Origin of the sequence: Vreelandella titanicae (assembly GCF_014697095.1) — a bacterium.
GTDB classification, from domain to species: domain Bacteria; phylum Pseudomonadota; class Gammaproteobacteria; order Pseudomonadales; family Halomonadaceae; genus Vreelandella; species Vreelandella titanicae.
The window spans coordinates 461818-481212 of the sequence record NZ_CP059082.1 but is presented as its reverse complement, the minus strand read 5'-3'; the positions used below and the strand labels follow the sequence as shown (position 1 = coordinate 481212).

The following is a 19395-nucleotide window of genomic DNA, read 5'->3' as shown; positions in this document are numbered from 1 at the left end:
TCTCACGAACGGTCGTCTTGAACAAATTTAGTCGAGCGGCCAACGGCACGGAAAAAGCAGCGATTGAGCTGTTCAGGCGAAGCGACATAGCACCACGTCCGCTCACAGTATTCAGCGGCTCGTGCCATTAGCACGTCATAAAGGCGATTGAAGGGGGCATCATAATCGTAGGGATCGGCACCAAACAAGCGGATATGCGGATAGTCGGCAAAGCGCTCAATAAAATAGCGCTCAAGGTCTGCCTCCACGGCGCGATGCTGGGCGACGTTGTCAGGGTCTATCCAGAGGTTGTAGCGGATTGCCATTATAAGGCTCCTGTTGCCCCGGTAGTGCAGGGCAGCGTCGATCAGGCGGGCTCAGGCGCGTCTTGAAGGTGCGACATTAGCGCCTCGCGCAGGTCACCCTCAATAGGCATGGCGCACTTGGCCTGGTGGTCATACTGCACCATAACCGTATGGCCCAGGTTAGTGAGCTTGCCGTGCTGCCGCGCCTCTTGGGTGACTGTAAACGAGCTATTGCCTAATCGCGTTAAGTAAGTACGTATTTCGATATCGTGACCGTAAAACAGTTCAGCCCGGTAGTCGACTTCCATGCGCGCCATAATCAAGCGCCACTGCTTGGGGTTTAAATCAGGGGTAAAGAGTTTGAACAAGTCATTTCGGGCAAGCTCAAACCACGCTGGCAGGCGGGTGTTGTTAATGTGCCCTAAGGCGTCAGTATCGTAAAAGGCGGGCTCAATGGTACGGGTAAACATGGCTTGTCCTTGTTATTAAAAAAACAGGTTATTAGTAAGGGTAATCGCAACGGCAACGTTTAGGATTAACCCAAGCAAGCGCTTGGTCAAGCGGTGCGGCGTTGATACCACGCAATGAGTTGCATCCACCCCAACAGCCATAGCGTGGCAGCAGCGAAGCCGACCAATGTGCCCCATAGCAACCCTAGTGTGCTGTAAGTATAGGAAACACATAGCGTGTAACTCAGTAGCGAGCCAAGTCCCATCGGGTAGTGCTTGATCACCGTCGCCACCGGCGCTGCCCCATGGTTCAGGTGTAGGATCAGCAAAAAAGGCAGCATCGTGACGGGAAAGGCGGCCAACGTTCCCGCCCAGGCGGGCGGCAGCCAGTGGGCCAGGCTGGTAATGGTAAATATGATCACCGTGGCAAGTGCCGCGCGGGCGGCAAGCGCCGGTAACGAAAACGTTCTGCTGGCGGGTATCCTGACATCAGTAATGCTGCGAAATAAGCCGCTGAACAGAGCAATGGCGCATAGCGTCACCAGCGTGCCGCTCAAACGCGTGAAGTTAAACTGAGCGAGCAGCGTGCTAACGGCGAGCCAGGCAACCAAGCCGCCCGCCACGCCGCCAATGACACCTTTAACGCCCGGCTGTCGTCCTGCCATCCAATAACCGGCCCCTAGCGCCATTGTGGCCGTAAAGCCCGCCAGGGTATGCACCGCACTTTGGGTCGCAAACTGAGGGGAAATTTCCAAGCCGATAAAAAATAGCGCCAAGGCCGTGCCTAACGGATAGCCCGCCAGCAGGCCCGCCATGCGCGGGCTAGCACGCACAGCAATCGCGCCTAGCCCCAGCACCATGCTGATCGAGAGCCCTAATTTCGCTAGCTGCCAAGTGAGAGGGACTTCAATCATGCGGCGTCATCCTTGCTGTTTTTGTTTGGGTGCTGTCAGCGCGCGCTTTTAATTAAACCAAGCGCAGGCCTTGCTGGTCGCGCCATGCGGCCTCAAGGGCATCTTTTAGGGGCGCTTTCAAGTGCGCGGGGAGCGCCTCCTGCGCCGCTTGGAGTGAATCAAACGAGCGGTTGCGTAGCCAGCAGTACGCCCAGGCGCAGGCTTCGGCGTCGCTATCGGGGGTCGGGCGAGCGGGCATTTGATTGAGCAGAAAGACCGCAGTGCGCGGCGCCCATAGCGGCATTTCACCTAGCTCATCCTGGCTCCACTGCTCCAGGGTGGCGCCGCTGGGCGTGGCGTCGGGTGTACCTAATTTAGCTACCCGTGCTGTTTCGGCCAAAATGAGCGCTAGCTGATCCGTATTCGCTTGCCCAAGCGAGCGCCATTGCCGCAACAGCGCCGATAGCCCCGCCCGCATCTTGGTATAAAAGTCATCTTGCGGCATGCTTGGCACAACCCCTATTGAATGAGTGAGATTTTTCATGGCCTACGATTTTGCCACGCCTGTGGAGCGACGCCACCCAGAAGGTGGCTGGGCATCGCAAAAATGGCACCGCTACGGCGACGACGTACTGCCTCTTTGGGTCGCCGATATGGATTTCCGCTCCCCACCTGCGGTGATTGATGCACTGCAGGCGCGGGTGGCCCACGGTGTATTTGGCTATGGCGAAGTGCCCGCTACGTTAACAGAAACCCTGTGCCAGTGGAGTGCCCACCACTATGACTGGCCCATTCAGCCGGAGTGGCAGCAGTGGCTGCCGGGCGTAGTGCCAGCTTTGCACCTGGCCGCGTTAGCGCTGACCGAGCCAGGCGACGGTGTCTTGACGGTGGCGCCGATCTACCCGCCATTTTTAGAGGTTGCAAAGCGCACAGGCCGATTGCCCCAGCAGGCGATGCTGGCAGCGCCTTCAACCCCCAATGAGCCTTGGCAGCTCGATATTGCCGCCTTGGAGGCCGCTATTACGCCGCGTACGCGCTTGCTGCTGTGGTGCCAGCCCCACAACCCTACGGGGCGAGTGTGGCGCCATGAGGAACTTGCAGCGCTGGCTGAGCTAGTGGAGCGCCACGACCTTTGGGTGGTCTCCGATGAGCTGCACTGCGACCTGTTATTGGACGAAGGCGCCCAGCACCGCCCGTTAGCCGCGGCATTTCCTGAATTAGCGAAGCGCACCATTACGCTATGGGCACCGTCGAAAACCTTTAACCTGGCGGGCTTAACCAGCGCCTGCGCGGTGATTCCCGACCCCGCACTGCGTGAGCGCTTTGCGACGGCTACCAAGGGGTTACTTCCCGATGGCAACGTGCTCGGCTTGGTCGCGGCGGAAGCAGCGTATCGACATGGCGAGCCGTGGCGCCAGGAGCTGTTAAGCGTGTTACGTGAGCATCGTGGGACGCTGCAGGCACGCGTAGCGGCTTGGCCGGGCGTGCGCTGGAGTGCGCCGGAGTCGACCTATCTAGCTTGGCTGGATATGCGCGAGGCAGGGTTAGGTGAGGCGCCCTACAAGACGTTGCTGAAAGAGGCGGGAGTAGCGCTTTCGGACGGGGCGGCCTTTGGCTGCCCCGGCTTTGTGCGGCTTAACTTTGGTACCACCGCTTCCCAGCTGGAAGCGGCGCTGTCTCGTATGGATTCCCTGCTGAAGCGGGATTGAAAGCCTTCAGAAGACCTTAGTACAGCATCGCAAAAAGCTTACGGCGGTAAGCAACGGTCAGCGGGTGGTCGGCGCCCAGGGCGTCGAATACCTGCAGTAGCGTTTTACGCGCCGCGTCATCGTTATAGGCGCGATCCTGCTTCATCAGCGCCAGCAGCGCCTCCAGCCCTTCATCATAATGACCGTCGGCCACTTGGCGCAGGGCGCGCTGGTACTGCGCTTCGCTATCGGTGCGATTGCCCAGGGCCGCAATCTCCTCGGCTGAGAGTGCCTGCTCACTAAACTCGATGCTGGCGCGTACGCCACGCGCAGGTGCCGCGTCGCGCTCTTCCGGGGGCAGGTTATCGAGTACTTCACGGGCCTCACTGCCGCGCCCTTCGGCCACCAATACCCGTGCGAAGGCTACCTGGTAGGCATAGTGCTCTGGGTACTGGCCCATTAGGGTTTGATAAATCTCTCGGGCAGCGGCGGTGTCACCGGCTTTAAGCGCTTCTTCCGCCTGCTCTTCAGGGGTTGGGGGCGCTTCGCCGGGGGCGGGGAAGTAGCGATTGAGCCACTCGCGCACCTCTTTCTCCGGCAGCGCACCCTGGAATCCATCGACTAAGCCACCCTGGCTAATCAGCTTCACATCGGGCACTGAACGCACGCCCAGCTGGCCGCCGATTTCGGGGTTTGCTTCAATATCGAGCTTGCCGAGCAGGAAAGCGCCCGCGTACTCAACCACCAGCTTCTCCAGCACCGCGAGCAGGGTGCTGCTGCTTGCGTTGGACGGCGAGTAGCAGCCCATTAGCACCGGCACCTGCATGGACGCTTCAAGCACTTGCTGAATATTGCCAGCATTGAGCTCGATAATGACATCTTCAGGGCGCACCGCCGCTTGTTCAGCGTTAGGCGCGGTAGCGTCAGCACTTCCGGTATCCGCCGTAAGCGGCTTACCTGAGCGGGGATCGATAATTTGCATGGGTAGACTCGGCATCAAAAAATGAACAATAGTTCCCCATGATATGCAGGCATTTGCCGGTGGATTCAAGGAAGAGGAGGGAAATAAAACTCACTGCTAGTGGGTATCAAGCTACATGAACCTGATAAAGCAGAAACAGGGCGCGGTTAGGCGCCCTGGATGAGCTACTATTTTTGGCATTGTTTCTGAAATTGCTTCTGAAATTACTTAAGGAATGATGCGCTCCGCGCGTAGGCGAGCGAACAGATCGAAAAACGCCGCGCGTGTTTCACGGAAGTGATCAAAGCCGAAATCTCGCGACTTGGTGACATCGTTGACGCACTCAAGCTCGCGCCCCAGGTCGGCATCGGTGTGCCACCAGGAGGCTAACTTGCTGACATCGGCTTCGACTAGCTCGTTCTTTTCGGCAATCTCGGCCCAGGTAGGCGCAATGTCGGCCATCTGGGTTTCGAGCGGCTGTGGCGTTTCCGGGCAGTCGGCTACTTCAAGCTCGAAGAATTCGCCAATTTCATGCCACAGTCGACGCCAGCGGAACACATCGCCATTGACCGTGTTAAAGGCCTCATTGTGGGCACCGGGCGTGGTCGCCGCCCACTCCATCTGCCGCGCCAACACCAGCGAATCGGTTAGATCGGTCAAGGCGTTCCACTGCACCTGCGAGCCAGGGAAGGTAAACGGCTTGCCCGTTGCCTTGCAGATAGAGGCGTAAACCGCCAGCGTCACGCCCATGTTCATGGCGTTACCGCGGGCATAGCCGATGACCGTGTGTGGTCGGTGCACGTTCCAGCTAAAGCCGTCCCGATCCGCCTTCGCGAACATGATGTCTTCGAGGGTGTAGTAAAAGTTCTCGCCAGGTACGCGGGGTGCTGATTCACGAAACGGCGTCTCGGTCTTGCCGCTACCGTAGTTCTCGAAGGCACCCAGATACTGCTTGGTGCCGGTCACCAACGAGACATGTGCCAAGCTTGCGCCCTGCAGGGCGTCGAGGAGGTTGTGCATCATCGCGCCGTTGGCCTCGACGTTAGCCTTTTCATTTTCGCGCCGCACCCAAGTGCAATAAAACACGTGGGTGATGGGTAGCCCCGCCAGTGCTTCCGCCGTAGCCTCGCGATCTAACAGATCGGCAGCGACGGGAATTACCCCTGCTTGATCAGAGGGGCGACGAGATAATCCATAGACACTCCACCCGCTAGCGGTGAGGTAGCTGGCTAAGTTGCCACCAGTGATGCCGGTCGCGCCGACGACTAATGCGGTGCCTTTGCGCATCGTTAACTCCTTTTGTAGACAAAATTTTCGGAACGGGCAGTGGAAATGTGCTTTGTGTCCGATGAAAAGCAGTCTGGTCGCCAAGGATCATTGCTACAATTGGAAAAATCGCAAATCTTTATTGTGCTAGGAGCAACTCGATGGATCTCAATGCGCTACGCATCTTTGAGCGCGTCGCCGCGACAGGAAGTTTTACCGCCACCGCACGCCACTTTCATCGCGCCGTGTCGTCGGTTTCGCGTCAGATTGCCTCTTTAGAGGAGGCGCTTGGTCAGCAACTGTTCTATCGCCACACCCGTGCCGTGACGCTGACCGAGGCAGGTTTGCGCTACTATCAGGAAGTTCGCGAGATACTTGAACGACTCGACCTGGCGACGGAAGCGCTAACGGCCCCCAATACAGCGCCTAGCGGCGTGCTGCGCCTCAATGCTCCCGTGGCTTTCGGCCAGCGCCAAATCGTGCCGATTCTGCATCACTTTCAACGCCGCTACCCGGCGATCAAATCCGAACTGATGTTAACCGATCAACTGACCGACCCGGTGCGCGAGGGCATCGATATTACCTTTCGTGTCGGCGAATTGGCCGATTCAACGCTGGTGGCACGCCGCCTAGCGTCAATGAACTACGTTGTGGTTGCTGCCCCCACCTATATACAGCGCTGCGGTAGGCCCAATACCCCAGATGACCTTGAACACCACGACTGCCTGCTCTACCAAGGTGAAATGGGTCGTCAGCGCTGGTACTTCCATCATGCCGAGCAGCCGCAAGCCTTTGCTTACAAAGTCGACGGCAGCCTGTATAGCAACGATGCCGAGAGCCTGGTGCGTGCCGCGCTAATGGGGCAGGGACTGGTGATGTTTCCCACCTGGCTGATCGCTGATGAGCTGGCCTCGGGCAAACTGCTGCCTCTGCTCGAAGCGTGGCGATGTGAAGTCGTGCCAGGCAGGCGCGATATCCACGTGCTCTACGCCCAGCGTCGGCTGCACACCCGCAAGGTAAGCGCTTTTTTGGATCATCTGTTTGAGATGGTTGGATCTACACCAGAATGGGATCGCTGGCGTGAGCAGCTGGCGGTGTAAGGGTTCAGGCACAAAAAAGCCGCTGCCTTTCGATAACGGCTTTCTCTGTTGTATTGGATAGCGAGATTCGCTGGCTTTGGCTTTAGAATAAAAGCGAACCGATGGCCTTCAGGGGGGATGAGACGCTGAACCCGAGAGCTTTTCTGACTACTCTCACCGAACTCTAGGCAATAAAAAAAGGCAGACCAGTAAGTAACTGATCTGCCTTTAAAAATATTGGTAGCGGGGACCGGATTTGAACCGATGACGGTTATGAGACTGATGAAATAGGGACATATTATATGTCCTAAAATTGCATCTAATGTTCTAAAATCATCATTAAAAAGGGTTTTTTTATAGGTTGCCTTCGTGGAGGCAGTGTCACTTAAGAACACATGAGGGAATTTATATTTGGCACAGAAGTAGGAGGAATTCCTTGAAAGGAAGTGACCTTCGGGCCAATCACAGGGCACAGTCAAGCTGTTGAGATAGGTCGAACGTAGATGACCTTATGCCTCAGTTTCCTGAAAGCCAAGATCGAGTAATCCTGGCCGTAAATCAACTAACGCACTGGCTGGCACACCAAGCCAAAACAAGTTCCGGGCGCGGGTAACCGCAACATAGCCAATACGCCCGATCTCTGTATCCACGCCGTTCATTAAGCCTTCGGCATGTTCCTTGTTTGTCAAATACAGCACTGCATCCAGGCTTTCTCCCTTCGCCTGATGAACTGTGTCAACGCGAATTCGGGGTCGGTAATTATTCCCATTCAGGTCAGCGGCAGATAGTAACGGTCCATCAGGCAAATCTCTTGTAGTGAGTTTGCTACCAAGCTTATCGACGCTCGTCAGACCACATTCTTTATTAATTTGAGCCAGTAAAGTTTTGACTCTATTAAGTAATAGGGGGTGCCACTGCGCTTTTCCATTGAGCGATACACCGGGCAGTCCCATATCAGGATTGCGAGTAAAAGCCCAGATGAGCCGACGTAACGCCTGATCCTCATGTTGGGATGTTAGCTTAGCCAACATCCCATTTGGAGCATCAACGAGTAGGTTGACGATACCGATAGCCACCAGCCTGAATGCACCTTGATAGTCTTTAAAACGCTCGCGCAGAATTGCAGCCTGTGTAAACCGTTTGACGATGCCCCAGCCCGGAGACCCTTTGTTGCCAGCCAGTTTATCTGCCTGTTTGCGTCCGCGGCAGAGTACCGCCGAACGCTCCAACCTAAGGCCAGCGGCCTCCACTGCTCTCTGAAACGAAACAATGAGTTGCTCTCTGTCATTCTTACCGTAAGCTACAAAGAAGGTACCATGGACTGTATCAGGCGCTTCCCTATCTGCGGCATCGGTTCGTCCGGCCAGATGGTTGGCCAGATCAAGGATTGGTGGCACGGACCGGAAGTTTCTCTTCAATTCGAGGCTATTTACGCCGTCACGTTGCCCGTACTTTGACAAGAACGCCCCATCAGCACTGGCAAATTCATAAATACCCTGATTTGGATCTCCTATCAGCGAGACCTGGCAACCAACACTCACTAGCTGCTCGATGATGACCTGATGAACCGTTCCGATATCCTGAGCCTCGTCAATCAGGATATGCGGATAACGGTGAACCAGAGCACGCAGAATCCCAGGTTGATCTGCTAACGTGCGATAGCACCAGTAACGCCCGAGGTTGTGTGTGTAGGCACCGATCCGCCCAAGGCGATGCACCACGTCTGCAGCTTGGGCAGTATTGAGCCTGTGCATTTCACTTTTAATATCCGAGTAGCAGAAGTAGACACCTCCAGCGTCAATACCGACCTGCATTTCATTGATAGCGCGCGGGTAAGGATCCGTTTGAAAGGTGAATCCTTTCAGAAATGCTTCTCCACCGGTCACAAGGAAAGCCGTCTGTTGCGCGCCCATCGTCCGATAGGCATGAGGGCGCAACACATTGCTGGTGATGAAAGTATCCAGCGTATTTATGTCCACGCGGTTGTTGACGTTGCTGCTGAGCCCCAGATCTTGATATTCCTTTCGGAAAGTATCTACAGCGACATTGGAGAAGGACAGGAGTGCCACACGTCCACGATGATTACCAAGTTTTTGACGAATATTGGCCAGACGTCGCACGGCAGTGAATGTCTTGCCGCTGCCAGCACAGGCAATTACTGACAAGGGCTCTACTGAGGCATCTATAACCTGCGTCTGCTCTTCGGAAGGGTGGTTCACTACTTGGCCTCCGCTGTTTGACAGGCATGAGAAATCGCATTCTGGATATAGTCTGGCACTACAAAAGCATTGCCTTCGGCAATAACTTGCGCCAGTGACTGGCCAAAGCGGCCCTTCTGCACATTATTTTGTTTGCGCTCAAACATGCCGCTGAATAAAGTCCGTGCTTTGGCTGCATCGCCATCTTCCTCTTCGACCTTAGTCTGGAGGTCTTGCGCGATTCTCGGGTGCATATTTCTAAGTGCAGCCAGCATTGCGATGCGATTAACGTCAACCAACGCCAGATCATATTCGAGAGTTTTGAGACCGCAGAAAACCTTAACGAGGGAATCCTCGTTTTTCTTCATCCTGGCGGTATTGTTTGAAACCCTAATTTCCTCGTCGAACGTGGGATAAACGGCCACCGTTTCTCCGGTTTCATCCGCTTCACTTACTGGATCCGCGTCGGTGATCACGGATACTGGAATTTTCAGGGCCTCCTCGCCAAACAGAGGCAAAAAAGAGTCAAAATTGAGTCCTTCGACACTGATTAGGCTGACGCCGTGCTTGCGCAGGTTATAGCCACACATTTCCGCGAGCACATTGACCAGCATCAATTCGGCCGCGCCTTCAACGAAGATGATACGACGGGCAAAAAACAGTTCAGCGCGGGTCACATCAAGGTAGCGTTCGAGCTTTTCTCTTTTTCCCCTTTCAAATTGGATGGTGCGTGGGAAGAAAGTCTCCACGCCAGTGGCTGTTTCGACCAGACAGGTGAGACTGTCGAGATTAGCAATGCTGGCGAAGTTGGGGGAATGGCTAGAAACAAACAACTGAACGGGCTTCTCACCCTCCCCATCTTGAATCGATTCCAGGTAATCTAGCAACACCGCCTGCAACTGCGGATGCAAGTGTGCCTCAGGCTCCTCAATGATCAGGCCTCGGTAACTCGCGTCAGCGTTCCTGGCCAGCTCACAGAGAACCACCGCCATGTAAATCAGATTGTTAAATCCAAGGCCGTTCTGTTCAATTTCGAAGTCGTCCACTACTAACGACAGGCGTGATGCCAGCTTCTGAAAATCGCTTCCGCTCAATCCCAAATCCAACACTTGGGCTAGCTGAGACCCTAGCATCGTGTCATGCCGACTTGTGATGGCCGAGTGAGCGGTAATAATCGGATCGTGGCCCCTTAGCTCTTCATCGAGCAGTTTAAGTGCTTCATTAATTCCATCACGACCTTCATCATCGGCAAGGAGCTGAAATAGTCGAGCCAGCTTGCTATGGCGATTGGGCTTGAGACCCTGTGAAGCATCTCTAAGAGGTGGCAGGTAGACACCGCGAAGGTTCTCGATCATATCCGCGGTCAGGCCTATCTCTTCATGGTCTCCACACCAACGCCTTACTCGCAGCCTGCCAATCTTGTCAGCTTCTGAATAACGGATGTTAATGTGAGCTTCAAACCTGCCATCTTCGTCCGGCTTCAGTGCTGCCAGAAAGTCTGCTTCGTCGTCTACGTCCAAATCCTGGAAGACGTACTTAAACTGGATGTCACCTGCCGGATCGCCCCCCTTTGGTCGATGCATATCGTCGTTGTTAAAGCGCGGGTATGGCTCGTCGTATCCTGCAAGTAGCGCGCGCAATGCATCAACAATAGCGGTCTTGCCAATGTTATTAGAGCCGACCAGGACGTTCAGCCCGGGCTGAAACTCAAGGTCAACAGATTGCAATTTTCTGAAGTTCGTTATTTTCAGTTTTGCTAGATACACTGATGTAGCGCCCCCTGTGGATCGGTTTTTAATTCATCCATTGTTATCACGACTGTGTAATCAACACATCACCTGCGCCCCATTCCAGAAAAGGTCATAAGCGGTTACCCCAGCAATAGCATGCTTCTATACCAATGTGATACCCCAAACCCTGGGGAGGAAAAGGGCTATTTCCGCTCCCTAAATAAATTTTATCCCGCTAGCCCTTTCTTAAATCGTTTCAAACCTTCGCGGTTACTGGGAGGCCACAGTGGCCTCAAGCCTGCCATATTTTGTACGCCTTGAGAGTGCTTACTAAAATTAGATATGCTTGTGGCAACAGGTACCTAAAGCTCATTAGAAATAAACGGTTTCGGGTACCGACAGCCTGAGAGAAGGCCGGTAAGCTATCTTTCAAACTTCACGGAGATAAGCACATGACCCACCTCAAGCCGCCAGCCTCTCCCCTAGCCGTTTGCGAAGACATTCTGCGAAAGAGTAAACAATACAATTTGGAGCATCACTGTTTGCCGAGTGAGAGCAGAGTGATTGATAGACTGTTGAACAGAGGCCACGAGCTGGAAAGCGCCTATCTGGAACTGCACCGTAAGCTCGGCCATCACCCTCATGCACTGCAGGAATTTCTCGCCAAGCTTTTGAGTACAGCCGCATTTTGGAAACCGGAAGACATGAAGGCCGCCCGTGCTAGTCGATATCGTCTCATTGAGGTCAATCGGCAGATTGCGGACAAGGCTATGGAGCTCTCGACGCTGCTGGATGAGCGCAGCGTGCTCCATAATCTTTCCGGCTTCGCCAGCAATACCCATTATCATGTCTGCGAAGTAATCGAAGAAGCCTCTGAACACAACCCTTTGTTTGGAATGGAGATTGGGGATAAGCTTAGCCGCTTACACTATCAATATGACCTAAAATATTGGCCATCACTAAGCGACTTCATGGACGAACTAGCCCAGGATGCTAGCGACGCAGATATTGAAGCTACTGATCCGCTAACCAAGGCGGCCACGGAGAGCTCTAGATCGTCAAAAGGTGATTTTCTCAGGGCCTTCCTCGCTGCCATCGAGGAAAGCAGTGCTCAGGTGTTTGGGCGGCTGCCCAGTGACTTGAAGATCACGGACAATACCATGGCCTCCTTGATTAACTGCGCACTGGAGCTAAAGGTGGACGAGATGGCATCCGCCGACTATGTGAAGCGCTTCCGGCAGAAGGAACGCGAGCGCAGTAGAAGGACATCCTATTGGACATCAGCCAGCAATTGAAAAGATTAAATAAACACTCTGCTCGGAAATACCTGATTCGAACAAAATTTCAATTTAAAAGTAGAGCGGTATAACCATATTGGATGTGCTATGCGTCACATGCTGCATCAACGCAAATGCTCCCATCATGAACGCTAACCGGGTCTCACAGTGCAAACAGGTCGTTTATTATCACTGGCTGCTTTGCGCCGTTGTGTGCATGCCATAGATAGGACGGATAACCTCTTGCCGAAATGCTAAATATATTTTTCTTTAAGAGCTGAAAAAGTCGTAAGATCAGGCAGGTCTTATAGGCTTGGAGTACTCATTTTGCCAAACGTTTTTTTCTCATACTGTCACGCTGACGAGGTGCTGAGAGATCAGCTAGAAAAGCAGCTCGCGATGCTCAAGCGTCAAGGTGTTATCGACAGCTGGCACGATCGAAGAATTGGTGCTGGTCAGGAAATCGACGCAGCCATTGATCAACATATCAACAGCGATGAGATAATTTTGCTGTTAGTGAGTCCTGATTTCATTGCTTCCGACTATTGCTACAACATAGAGATGGCGCGTGCCATGGAACGCCACAACGCTAAGGAGGCAATCGTCATTCCAGTGATTTTGCGAGCATGCGATTGGCACCACGCCCCATTTGGAAAGCTGCTTGGCACCCCCCAGGATGGAAAGCCGGTCACTCTCTGGCCGGATAGAGACGAAGCATTGTTACAGGTCGCGAAGGAGGTTCGCAAAGCGGCTGAAAGGTGGCGAAGCACTCAATCAAGCGCCGAACGCGTGGATGTTGGGGCTTTGATGCATACCCAGCAGTCTGTAGTTGCCGGCCCGCGTTCGAGTAACCTTCGAGTCGCTAAGACCTTTACTCAGCTGGACAAAGACCGGTTCCAAATCGACACATTTGAATACATTGCGCGCTTTTTCGAAAACTCTCTGAATGAGCTCCAAGCACGGAACCCAGGTTACGAAGGTGTATTTCGTCGAATCGATGCTAATCGTTTTTTTGCGACCATCTATAAAGATGGAGAGAGCGTCGCGACGGCGACAGTGTATGTTGGAGGGCAAATGGGAGCAGGGATCTATTACAGTCAGGGTGGTGACTCTTTCAGCAGTAACTCCTTTAACGAGGCTCTTTCGGTGCAAGCAGACGACCAAGCCCTTTACCTAACGAGCATGGGAATGGCTTTCCAAGGGCGTCAACATCAGAAGCTATCTCAGGAAGGGGCAGCAGAAATGCTTTGGGAAATCGTTATCGCGCCACTTCAGCGTGCAAGATAACTTCTCTATCGGAAACTGGGCCCCTGCTGATTCATGGGTGGTAAACCCTATCCCAAAATAGACTTTGCATGGGATAGGTTATTCCGATGGCTACCTTCTGAGTCTGCCTAGCGCTTGGGTGCTGGAACGTCTGTTGGGCCCACGCTCACTTTGGACGATTGTGACATCAAACTCGTCAATTACCAGTGAGCAGTGATAGTTGCCTTTTGCCCACGATACCTACTTAGAGTTAAGCAACTGTTTCCCTCAAAGTGGCCAAAGATATTTGGGCGCACCGCTAGTTGGTGCCCTAAAAATTTTTTGCCACCACTTGTGAACCACGCCACTCAGGCAACCCCTGGTCTGTCGTGCATGTAACGTTAAATGTTGTCTGGGCATGCCACACCTGTTCACGAGGTTTAGCAAGGCAGAATTTGTTTGGCTGGTGGCGACACCATCTTTAGTTATATGAGTAATCCAAAATGGCAGGTTGACAGCTCTGGTGCGCAACTACTTTGGCTACTCGTGCTTGGTATCAAGAGATATTGGTGGCTATCACTATTATTTATATGTTTTTTAGATATATAGTAACTGTCTATATAAGAATGAATAAGTCGTAATGGTAGAGCATACGTTCGCGGTCAAAAGAGACGATATAAGCACTGGTAAGCAAATAGCGCGCTTTGGCCACCCCTATCGCGATATATGCCAATGGGCTGCCCAGCATGATCTCAGTGATGCTCTGGAACTGGCTTTTTGGACGCTTGGATTGGATCACCAGGTCGTCGCGATTGGCAACCTGGTTAATGAATTTCACCATCCTGAATCAAAAGACATTCTGGCTCGATGGCGGCAAAATCCCACCCTTGCCTCGCTAGATGATCTGGCGAAAGCCATTCGTCAAGATCCCTTGATCAACCTTCAGTATCCTGCATTTCCTCATGCAGGAGACGCTACAAAAACGAAACAAACATATAAAGGCAGCCTTAAAGAGCAAACGTTTCTTATAACATTAATTACTTACCCGCTGCCTGGGGCGGAGCAATCATCTGAATACGTGTTAAGGCGTGCGCTACGCTTGTGGTTGATCGCGCAGGCGGCGAATCGGGTAGTGACAGAGCAGTGCTTAGCGGATCGAAATATCAGTACCGCAGCGCGCTTTTTGATTGCAGACCGCTATAAAGCGCAGTGGCAACTCGTTGATGATGTCTTGCGCCGTGCCCGACGTTACCTGACACCTGATATTTGGACATTTGAACGTTTTACTGACGCGTTGTCTTTGGCTGCTGAGCAGTACAAGCAAAGCCATACATTTGGTAAAAGTGGCACCGCATTCATCAATGCCATCATCGAGATTGCCAGTGGTGATACAAAACCTTTCACCACTCAGCGCGATTTCCCTCCGCAGCCTTTTGTGCATGCTGAGTTATCTGCACCCATTTCTGAGCCGACACCGTTAATAAGCCTTGATGAGTCATCTGAACAGTTCATAGAAGTATGTCCTAACCCGGCGGGGTTGTTAGATGAAGAGGCTAATGAGGCGATTTACTTACTGCCGGTTGATGCAACAGATACTCAGGCTCAACAAGAACTGACCGGGCGTAGCTTTTATCAACAACAAGCGGAAACGTCCCATTATCTACCGTGGAGCTATTCCAAGCTTTTACCACCTGAGCGTTTGCTGATTGAGCAGTGGATTACCCAGCAATTCAAGCATACTGATCAACGAGAGCGATTGGGCGGAACGTTAGTGTGGCTCGCGATACGTTTTTCGCGGTCTCTCAGCCAAGTGCTTGCAATGGGTATTGGAGATGCGCCCCAAGGGGAGTGGTCTTTATCATCAAACCTCAAGCAAATGCACCGCCTGCCACCGCTGTCATTTTCAGAAGGCGATAGCACGAATTATCAAAAGTCGGCCGCACGGTTTTTTCTGACGGTTGACGTCACCTCAGAAAACGGAAAATAAAGCACGCTTAGGCGTAGTTCCCTTGGCTACACCGCGTCGGTACTGCGCGGTTCTTTCTTCCCTTGCAGTGAAGCAATCAGCGGGCAAGAAACATTCCCCTGCCGCAGGTGGCAGGCACACACAAGTTCGGAAAGCACCGACTCCATACGCGCCAAGTCAGTCATTTTTTCGCGCACGTCCTTGAGCTTGTGCTCGGCCAGACTACTGGCTTCCTCGCAATGGGTGCCATCCTCCAGCCGCAGCAGTTCGGCTATTTCATCCAGACTGAAGCCCAGCCGCTGGGCTGATTTCACGAACCGCACCCGCGTTACATCCGCCTCGCCATAGCGGCGGATGCTGCCGTAAGGCTTGTCCGGCTCCGGCAACAAGCCCTTGCGCTGATAGAACCGGATGGTCTCTACGTTGACCCCGGCCGCCTTGGCGAAAACGCCGATGGTCAGATTTTCCAAATTGTTTTCCATATTGCTTGACTCCGTACATGACTACGGAAGTAAGGTTACGCTATCCAATTTAAATTCGAAAGGACACGCGCATGTCTGAACCACAAAACGGGCGCGGGGCGCTCTTCGCCGGCGGGCTGGCTGCCATCCTCGCCTCGGCCTGCTGCCTGGGGCCGCTGGTTCTGGTCACCTTGGGGTTCAGCGGCGCTTGGATCGGCAACCTGACGGTATTGGAGCCGTATCGGCCGATCTTCATCGGCGCGGCGCTGGTTGCACTGTTCTTTGCCTGGCGGCGCATCGTCCGACCGACCGCAGCCTGCAAGCCGGGCGAGGTGTGCGCGATTCCGCAAGTGCGCACCACCTACAAGCTCATTTTCTGGTTCGTCGCCGTGTTGGTCTTGGTCGCGCTTGGTTTTCCCTACGTCATGCCATTTTTCTACTAATCAGGAGTTCATCATGAAAAAGCTGTTTGCCTCCCTCGCTCTCGCCGCTTTCGTTGCCCCCGTGTTCGCCGCCACTCAGACCGTCACGCTGTCCGTGCCTGGCATGACCTGCGCCTCTTGCCCGATCACTGTCAAGCACGCGCTTTCCAAGGTTGAGGGCGTGAGCAAGACCGACGTAAGTTTCGACAAGCGCCAGGCCGTCGTCACCTTCGACGATGCCAAGACCAACGTCCAGAAGTTGACCAAGGCGACCGAGGACGCGGGCTATCCGTCCAGCCTCAAACGCTGATCCGTTAACCGAACTCGGGAGCGACACATGGGACTCATCACGCGCATCGCTGGCAAAACCGGCGCGCTCGGCAGCGTCGTTTCCGCGATGGGCTGCGCCGCCTGTTTTCCTGCCATCGCCAGCTTTGGCGCGGCCATCGGACTGGGCTTCTTGAGCCAGTACGAGGGGCTATTCATTGGCATCCTGCTGCCGATGTTCGCCGGCATCGCGTTACTCGCCAATGCTATCGCTTGGCTCAATCATCGACAGTGGCGACGCACGGCGCTCGGCACGATAGGCCCGATCTTGGTGCTGGCAGCGGTGTTTTTAATGCGGGCTTACGGCTGGCAGAGCGGTGGACTGCTCTATGTCGGCCTGGCCTTGATGGTTGGGGTGTCGGTCTGGGATTTCATCTCGCCAGCACATCGCCGCTGCGGGCCGGACAGCTGTGAATTGCCAGAACAACGTGGCTGACGGCAACAGCCGTAGCCACCACAGAAAAGGAAAAATACATGACCACCCTGAAAATCACCGGGATGACCTGCGACTCGTGCGCGGCTCACGTCAAGGAAGCCTTGGAGAAAGTGCCCGGCGTGCAATCGGCGCTGGTGTCCTATCCGAAGGGCACAGCGCAACTCGCCATTGAGGCGGGCACGTCATCGGATGCGCTGACTACCGCCGTGGCCGGACTGGGCTACGAGGCAACGCTTGCCGATGCGCCACCGACGGACAACCGCGCCGGCCTGCTCGACAAGATGCGCGGCTGGATAGGGGCCGCTGATAAGCCCAGTGGCAACGAACGCCCGTTGCAGGTCGTCGTCATTGGTAGCGGTGGCGCGGCAATGGCGGCAGCACTGAAGGCCGTCGAGCAAGGCGCGCACGTCTCGCTGATCGAGCGCGGCACCATCGGCGGCACCTGCGTCAACGTCGGCTGCGTGCCGTCCAAGATCATGATTCGCGCCGCCCACATCGCCCATTTACGTCGGGAAAGTCCGTTCGACGGCGGTATCGCGGCGACTGTGCCTGCGATTGACCGCAGCAAACTACTGGCCCAGCAGCAGGCGCGCGTCGAAGAACTGCGCCATGCCAAGTACGAAGGCATTCTGGACGGCAACCCGGCCATCACCGTTGTACATGGTGAGGCGCGTTTCAAGGATGAGCAGAGCCTGGTCGTCCGTTTAAACGATGGTGGCGAGCGCGTGGTAGCTTTCGACCGCTGCTTAGTCGCCACGGGTGCCAGCCCGGCCGTGCCGCCGATTCCGGGCCTGAAAGAGTCACCCTACTGGACTTCGACCGAGGCCCTGGTCAGCGACACCCTTCCCGAACGCCTAGCCGTGATCGGCTCGTCGGTGGTCGCGCTGGAACTGGCGCAAGCCTTCGCCCGGCTGGGCAGCCAGGTCACGATCCTAGCTCGCAACACGCTGTTCTTCCGCGACGACCCGTCCATCGGCGAGGCCGTCACAGCGGCCTTCCGTGCCGAAGGGATCAAGGTACTGGAACACACGCAAGCCAGCCAGGTCGCGCATGTGAACGGCGAATTCGTGCTGACCACGGGACACGGTGAAGTACGTGCCGACAAGCTGCTGGTCGCTACCGGACGGACACCGAACACGCGCAGCCTGGCACTCGACGCGGCGGGAGTCACCGTCAATGCGCAGGGTGCCATCGTCATCGACAAGGGCATGCGCACCAGCACGCCACACATTTACGCGGCCGGCGACTGCACGGACCAGCCACAATTCGTCTATGTGGCGGCAGCGGCCGGCACCCGTGCCGCGATCAACATGACCGGAGGGGATGCTGCCATCAATCTAACCGCGATGCCGGCCGTGGTGTTCACCGATCCGCAAGTAGCAACCGTGGGCTACAGCGAAGCGGAAGCGCATCACGACGGGATCGAAACCGACAGTCGCACGCTCACGCTCGACAACGTGCCGCGTGCGCTTGCCAACTTCGACACACGCGGCTTTATCAAGCTGGTCATCGAGGAAGGTAGCGGACGGCTCATCGGCGTGCAGGTCGTCGCCCCGGAAGCCGGCGAATTGATCCAGACGGCTGTTCTCGCCATTCGCAACCGCATGACGGTGCAGGAACTGGCCGACCAGTTGTTCCCCTACCTGACGATGGTCGAGGGGTTGAAGCTCGCGGCGCAGACCTTCAGCAAGGACGTGAAGCAGCTTTCGTGTTGTGCCGGATGAGGAAAAGGAGGTGTTCGATGAACGCCTACACGGTGTCCCGGTTGGCCTTTGATGCCGGGGTGAGTGTGCATATCGTGCGCGATTACCTGCTGCGTGGATTGCTGCGGCCAGTCGCCTGCACCACGGGTGGCTACGGCCTGTTCGATGACGCCGCCTTGCAGCGACTGTGCTTCGTGCGGGCCGCCTTCGAGGCGGGCATCGGCCTCGGCGCATTGGCGCGGCTGTGCCGGGCGCTGGATGCGGCGAACTGCGATGAAACTGCCGCGCAGCTTGCTGTGCTGCGTCAGTTCGTCGAACGCCGGCGCGAAGCGTTGGCCAATCTGGAAGTGCAGTTGGCCGCCATGCCGACCGCGCCGGCACAGCATGCGGAGAGTTTGCCATGAACAGCCCCGAGCGCATGCCGGCCGAGACGCACAAACCGTTCACCGGCTACCTGTGGGGCACGCTGGCCGTGCTGACTTGCCCCTGCCACCTGTCCATCCTCGCTGCCGTGCTGGCCGGCACAACCGCCGGTGCATTCCTTGTCGAGTATTGGGTCATCACGGCGCTCGGTTTGACCGGCCTGTTTCTTCTGTCACTGGCGCGGGCGTTGCGGGCATTCAGGGAAAGATCATGAGCGCTTCCCGGCCGGATGGATGGACTACGGCGGAGGGCCCAAGCGTTCGAGCGCGGGCAAGGCTTTCTGTTCGCAAAGCCGATGCCGGCGGCGGCATTCGCCGTCTTCGTCAGTCAATGGAGGGGTGCCACCATGAATGCAAATGATCCGACCGCCACCAGTTGCTGCGTGTGCTGCAAGGAAATTCCGCTCGATGCCGCCTTCACACCGGAAGGCGCGGAGTACGTCGAGCACTTCTGCGGGCTGGAGTGTTATCAACGTTTCCAGGCGCGGGCCAGCACTGCGACCGAAACGAGCGGCGAACCGAACGCTTGCGGTTCGCCGCCGTCAAATTGAGACAAACCACGCTTTCGCTACGTCGCCTCATGTCGGC

General features: G+C 55.3%; 22 protein-coding genes. 13 read left to right on the top strand and 9 right to left on the bottom strand.

Features of this window, described 5'->3' with window-relative positions; all coding sequences use genetic code 11:
* Positions 1-2: 2 nt before the first annotated feature.
* The 4 genes from HZS52_RS02265 to HZS52_RS02250 all read right to left on the bottom strand — a co-directional run bounded on the left by HZS52_RS02265 (position 3) and on the right by HZS52_RS02250 (position 2131).
* Complete coding sequence (locus HZS52_RS02265; RefSeq protein WP_007111787.1) at positions 3-305, bottom strand: hypothetical protein; 303 nt, start codon at positions 303-305, stop codon at positions 3-5.
* 41 nt (positions 306-346) lie between these two features.
* Positions 347-754, bottom strand: a complete 408-nt coding sequence (locus HZS52_RS02260; RefSeq protein ID WP_027957662.1) for an acyl-CoA thioesterase — start codon at positions 752-754, stop codon at positions 347-349.
* An 86-nt stretch (positions 755-840) separates the two neighbouring features.
* Positions 841-1647 (bottom strand): hypothetical protein, encoded by an 807-nt coding sequence (locus HZS52_RS02255; protein ID WP_009288548.1) that lies wholly within the window; start codon positions 1645-1647, stop codon positions 841-843.
* 52 nt (positions 1648-1699) lie between these two features.
* Entirely contained in the window at positions 1700-2131 is a 432-nt protein-coding gene (locus tag HZS52_RS02250; RefSeq protein WP_022520367.1) for a hypothetical protein, read from the bottom strand.
* 37 nt (positions 2132-2168) lie between these two features.
* On the opposite strand from HZS52_RS02250, the gene HZS52_RS02245 reads away from it, so the two are divergent.
* On the top strand, positions 2169-3335 hold the full coding sequence (locus HZS52_RS02245; protein ID WP_190374077.1) for a MalY/PatB family protein: 1167 nt from the start codon (positions 2169-2171) through the stop codon (positions 3333-3335).
* A gap of 16 nt (positions 3336-3351) precedes the next feature.
* On the opposite strand, the gene HZS52_RS02240 is transcribed toward HZS52_RS02245, so the two are convergent.
* Positions 3352-4296, bottom strand: a complete 945-nt coding sequence (locus HZS52_RS02240) for a co-chaperone YbbN (RefSeq protein WP_190374076.1) — start codon at positions 4294-4296, stop codon at positions 3352-3354.
* A 207-nt stretch (positions 4297-4503) separates the two neighbouring features.
* Entirely contained in the window at positions 4504-5562 is a 1059-nt protein-coding gene (locus HZS52_RS02235; protein ID WP_190374075.1) for an SDR family oxidoreductase, read from the bottom strand.
* A 140-nt stretch (positions 5563-5702) separates the two neighbouring features.
* Here HZS52_RS02235 and HZS52_RS02230 point away from each other — a divergent pair, with 140 nt between their 5' ends.
* Positions 5703-6641, top strand: a complete 939-nt coding sequence (locus HZS52_RS02230) for a LysR family transcriptional regulator (RefSeq protein ID WP_141440076.1) — start codon at positions 5703-5705, stop codon at positions 6639-6641.
* Positions 6642-7129: 488 nt separating this feature from the next.
* Here the strand turns inward: HZS52_RS02230 and HZS52_RS02225 are convergent, their stop codons facing one another.
* The gene (locus tag HZS52_RS02225; RefSeq protein WP_190374074.1) at positions 7130-8839 is read right to left on the bottom strand and encodes an ATP-dependent helicase; all 1710 of its coding nucleotides are present in this window, start codon (positions 8837-8839) and stop codon (positions 7130-7132) included.
* Positions 8839-10584 carry an ATP-dependent nuclease gene (locus tag HZS52_RS02220; RefSeq protein ID WP_022520324.1) on the bottom strand — a complete coding sequence of 582 codons (1746 nt, stop codon included), beginning with the start codon at positions 10582-10584 and terminating at the stop codon, positions 8839-8841. The genes HZS52_RS02225 and HZS52_RS02220 overlap by 1 nt, the downstream gene beginning before the upstream one ends.
* 416 nt (positions 10585-11000) lie before the next feature.
* Between HZS52_RS02220 and HZS52_RS02215 the strand changes: the two genes are divergently transcribed.
* The 3 genes from HZS52_RS02215 to HZS52_RS02205 all read left to right on the top strand — a co-directional run bounded on the left by HZS52_RS02215 (position 11001) and on the right by HZS52_RS02205 (position 15057).
* Positions 11001-11843: a hypothetical protein gene (locus HZS52_RS02215; RefSeq protein ID WP_022520323.1), complete on the top strand. Its 843-nt coding sequence runs from the start codon at positions 11001-11003 to the stop codon at positions 11841-11843.
* A 309-nt stretch (positions 11844-12152) separates the two neighbouring features.
* Positions 12153-13112 (top strand): toll/interleukin-1 receptor domain-containing protein, encoded by a 960-nt coding sequence (locus HZS52_RS02210; RefSeq protein ID WP_022520322.1) that lies wholly within the window; start codon positions 12153-12155, stop codon positions 13110-13112.
* Positions 13113-13710: 598 nt separating this feature from the next.
* Complete coding sequence (locus HZS52_RS02205) at positions 13711-15057, top strand: hypothetical protein (protein WP_190374073.1); 1347 nt, start codon at positions 13711-13713, stop codon at positions 15055-15057.
* Positions 15058-15083: 26 nt separating this feature from the next.
* On the opposite strand, the gene merR is transcribed toward HZS52_RS02205, so the two are convergent.
* Complete coding sequence (gene merR, locus HZS52_RS02200; protein WP_005798840.1) at positions 15084-15518, bottom strand: Hg(II)-responsive transcriptional regulator; 435 nt, start codon at positions 15516-15518, stop codon at positions 15084-15086.
* Positions 15519-15589: 71 nt separating this feature from the next.
* Here merR and merT point away from each other — a divergent pair, with 71 nt between their 5' ends.
* The 8 genes from merT to HZS52_RS02165 are packed head-to-tail and all read left to right on the top strand — an operon-like array spanning position 15590 to position 19358.
* The gene (merT, locus tag HZS52_RS02195; RefSeq protein ID WP_005798838.1) at positions 15590-15940 is read left to right on the top strand and encodes a mercuric ion transporter MerT; all 351 of its coding nucleotides are present in this window, start codon (positions 15590-15592) and stop codon (positions 15938-15940) included.
* 13 nt (positions 15941-15953) lie between these two features.
* Positions 15954-16229, top strand: coding sequence for a mercury resistance system periplasmic binding protein MerP (gene merP, locus HZS52_RS02190; protein WP_004178136.1), 276 nt, complete (start codon positions 15954-15956; stop codon positions 16227-16229).
* Between the two features lie 27 nt (positions 16230-16256).
* Entirely contained in the window at positions 16257-16682 is a 426-nt protein-coding gene (merC, locus tag HZS52_RS02185) for an organomercurial transporter MerC (RefSeq protein ID WP_000522996.1), read from the top strand.
* 38 nt (positions 16683-16720) lie between these two features.
* Entirely contained in the window at positions 16721-18406 is a 1686-nt protein-coding gene (gene merA, locus HZS52_RS02180; protein WP_005798829.1) for a mercury(II) reductase, read from the top strand.
* 17 nt (positions 18407-18423) lie between these two features.
* A complete protein-coding gene (gene merD, locus HZS52_RS02175) occupies positions 18424-18789 on the top strand; it encodes a mercury resistance co-regulator MerD (protein WP_005798827.1) in 366 nt (121 codons plus the stop codon).
* Positions 18786-19022, top strand: coding sequence for a broad-spectrum mercury transporter MerE (gene merE, locus HZS52_RS02170; RefSeq protein WP_005413392.1), 237 nt, complete (start codon positions 18786-18788; stop codon positions 19020-19022). The genes merD and merE overlap by 4 nt, the downstream gene beginning before the upstream one ends.
* The gene (locus tag HZS52_RS24810; RefSeq protein WP_223828161.1) at positions 19019-19168 is read left to right on the top strand and encodes a hypothetical protein; all 150 of its coding nucleotides are present in this window, start codon (positions 19019-19021) and stop codon (positions 19166-19168) included. Before merE ends, HZS52_RS24810 begins: the two co-directional genes overlap by 4 nt.
* Positions 19155-19358 carry a DUF3330 domain-containing protein gene (locus HZS52_RS02165; RefSeq protein ID WP_005413391.1) on the top strand — a complete coding sequence of 68 codons (204 nt, stop codon included), beginning with the start codon at positions 19155-19157 and terminating at the stop codon, positions 19356-19358. Before HZS52_RS24810 ends, HZS52_RS02165 begins: the two co-directional genes overlap by 14 nt.
* Positions 19359-19395: the final 37 nt, after the last annotated feature.

Bases quoted from the DNA above. Each gene is read 5' to 3' on its own strand.
- merT (WP_005798838.1), top strand. From the start codon at position 15,590: ATGTCTGAACCACAAAACGGGCGCGGGGCGCTCTTCGCCGGCGGGCTG.
- HZS52_RS02245 (WP_190374077.1), top strand. From the start codon at position 2,169: ATGGCCTACGATTTTGCCACGCCTGTGGAGCGACGCCACCCAGAAGGT.
- HZS52_RS02265 (WP_007111787.1), bottom strand. From the start codon at position 305: ATGGCAATCCGCTACAACCTCTGGATAGACCCTGACAACGTCGCCCAG.
- merA (WP_005798829.1), top strand. From the start codon at position 16,721: ATGACCACCCTGAAAATCACCGGGATGACCTGCGACTCGTGCGCGGCT.
- merC (WP_000522996.1), top strand. From the start codon at position 16,257: ATGGGACTCATCACGCGCATCGCTGGCAAAACCGGCGCGCTCGGCAGC.
- merE (WP_005413392.1), top strand. From the start codon at position 18,786: ATGAACAGCCCCGAGCGCATGCCGGCCGAGACGCACAAACCGTTCACC.
- HZS52_RS02260 (WP_027957662.1), bottom strand. From the start codon at position 754: ATGTTTACCCGTACCATTGAGCCCGCCTTTTACGATACTGACGCCTTA.
- HZS52_RS02230 (WP_141440076.1), top strand. From the start codon at position 5,703: ATGGATCTCAATGCGCTACGCATCTTTGAGCGCGTCGCCGCGACAGGA.
- merP (WP_004178136.1), top strand. From the start codon at position 15,954: ATGAAAAAGCTGTTTGCCTCCCTCGCTCTCGCCGCTTTCGTTGCCCCC.
- merR (WP_005798840.1), bottom strand. From the start codon at position 15,518: ATGGAAAACAATTTGGAAAATCTGACCATCGGCGTTTTCGCCAAGGCG.
- merD (WP_005798827.1), top strand. From the start codon at position 18,424: ATGAACGCCTACACGGTGTCCCGGTTGGCCTTTGATGCCGGGGTGAGT.
- HZS52_RS24810 (WP_223828161.1), top strand. From the start codon at position 19,019: ATGAGCGCTTCCCGGCCGGATGGATGGACTACGGCGGAGGGCCCAAGC.
- HZS52_RS02235 (WP_190374075.1), bottom strand. From the start codon at position 5,562: ATGCGCAAAGGCACCGCATTAGTCGTCGGCGCGACCGGCATCACTGGT.
- HZS52_RS02250 (WP_022520367.1), bottom strand. From the start codon at position 2,131: ATGCCGCAAGATGACTTTTATACCAAGATGCGGGCGGGGCTATCGGCG.
- HZS52_RS02240 (WP_190374076.1), bottom strand. From the start codon at position 4,296: ATGCAAATTATCGATCCCCGCTCAGGTAAGCCGCTTACGGCGGATACC.
- HZS52_RS02215 (WP_022520323.1), top strand. From the start codon at position 11,001: ATGACCCACCTCAAGCCGCCAGCCTCTCCCCTAGCCGTTTGCGAAGAC.
- HZS52_RS02205 (WP_190374073.1), top strand. From the start codon at position 13,711: ATGGTAGAGCATACGTTCGCGGTCAAAAGAGACGATATAAGCACTGGT.
- HZS52_RS02255 (WP_009288548.1), bottom strand. From the start codon at position 1,647: ATGATTGAAGTCCCTCTCACTTGGCAGCTAGCGAAATTAGGGCTCTCG.
- HZS52_RS02165 (WP_005413391.1), top strand. From the start codon at position 19,155: ATGAATGCAAATGATCCGACCGCCACCAGTTGCTGCGTGTGCTGCAAG.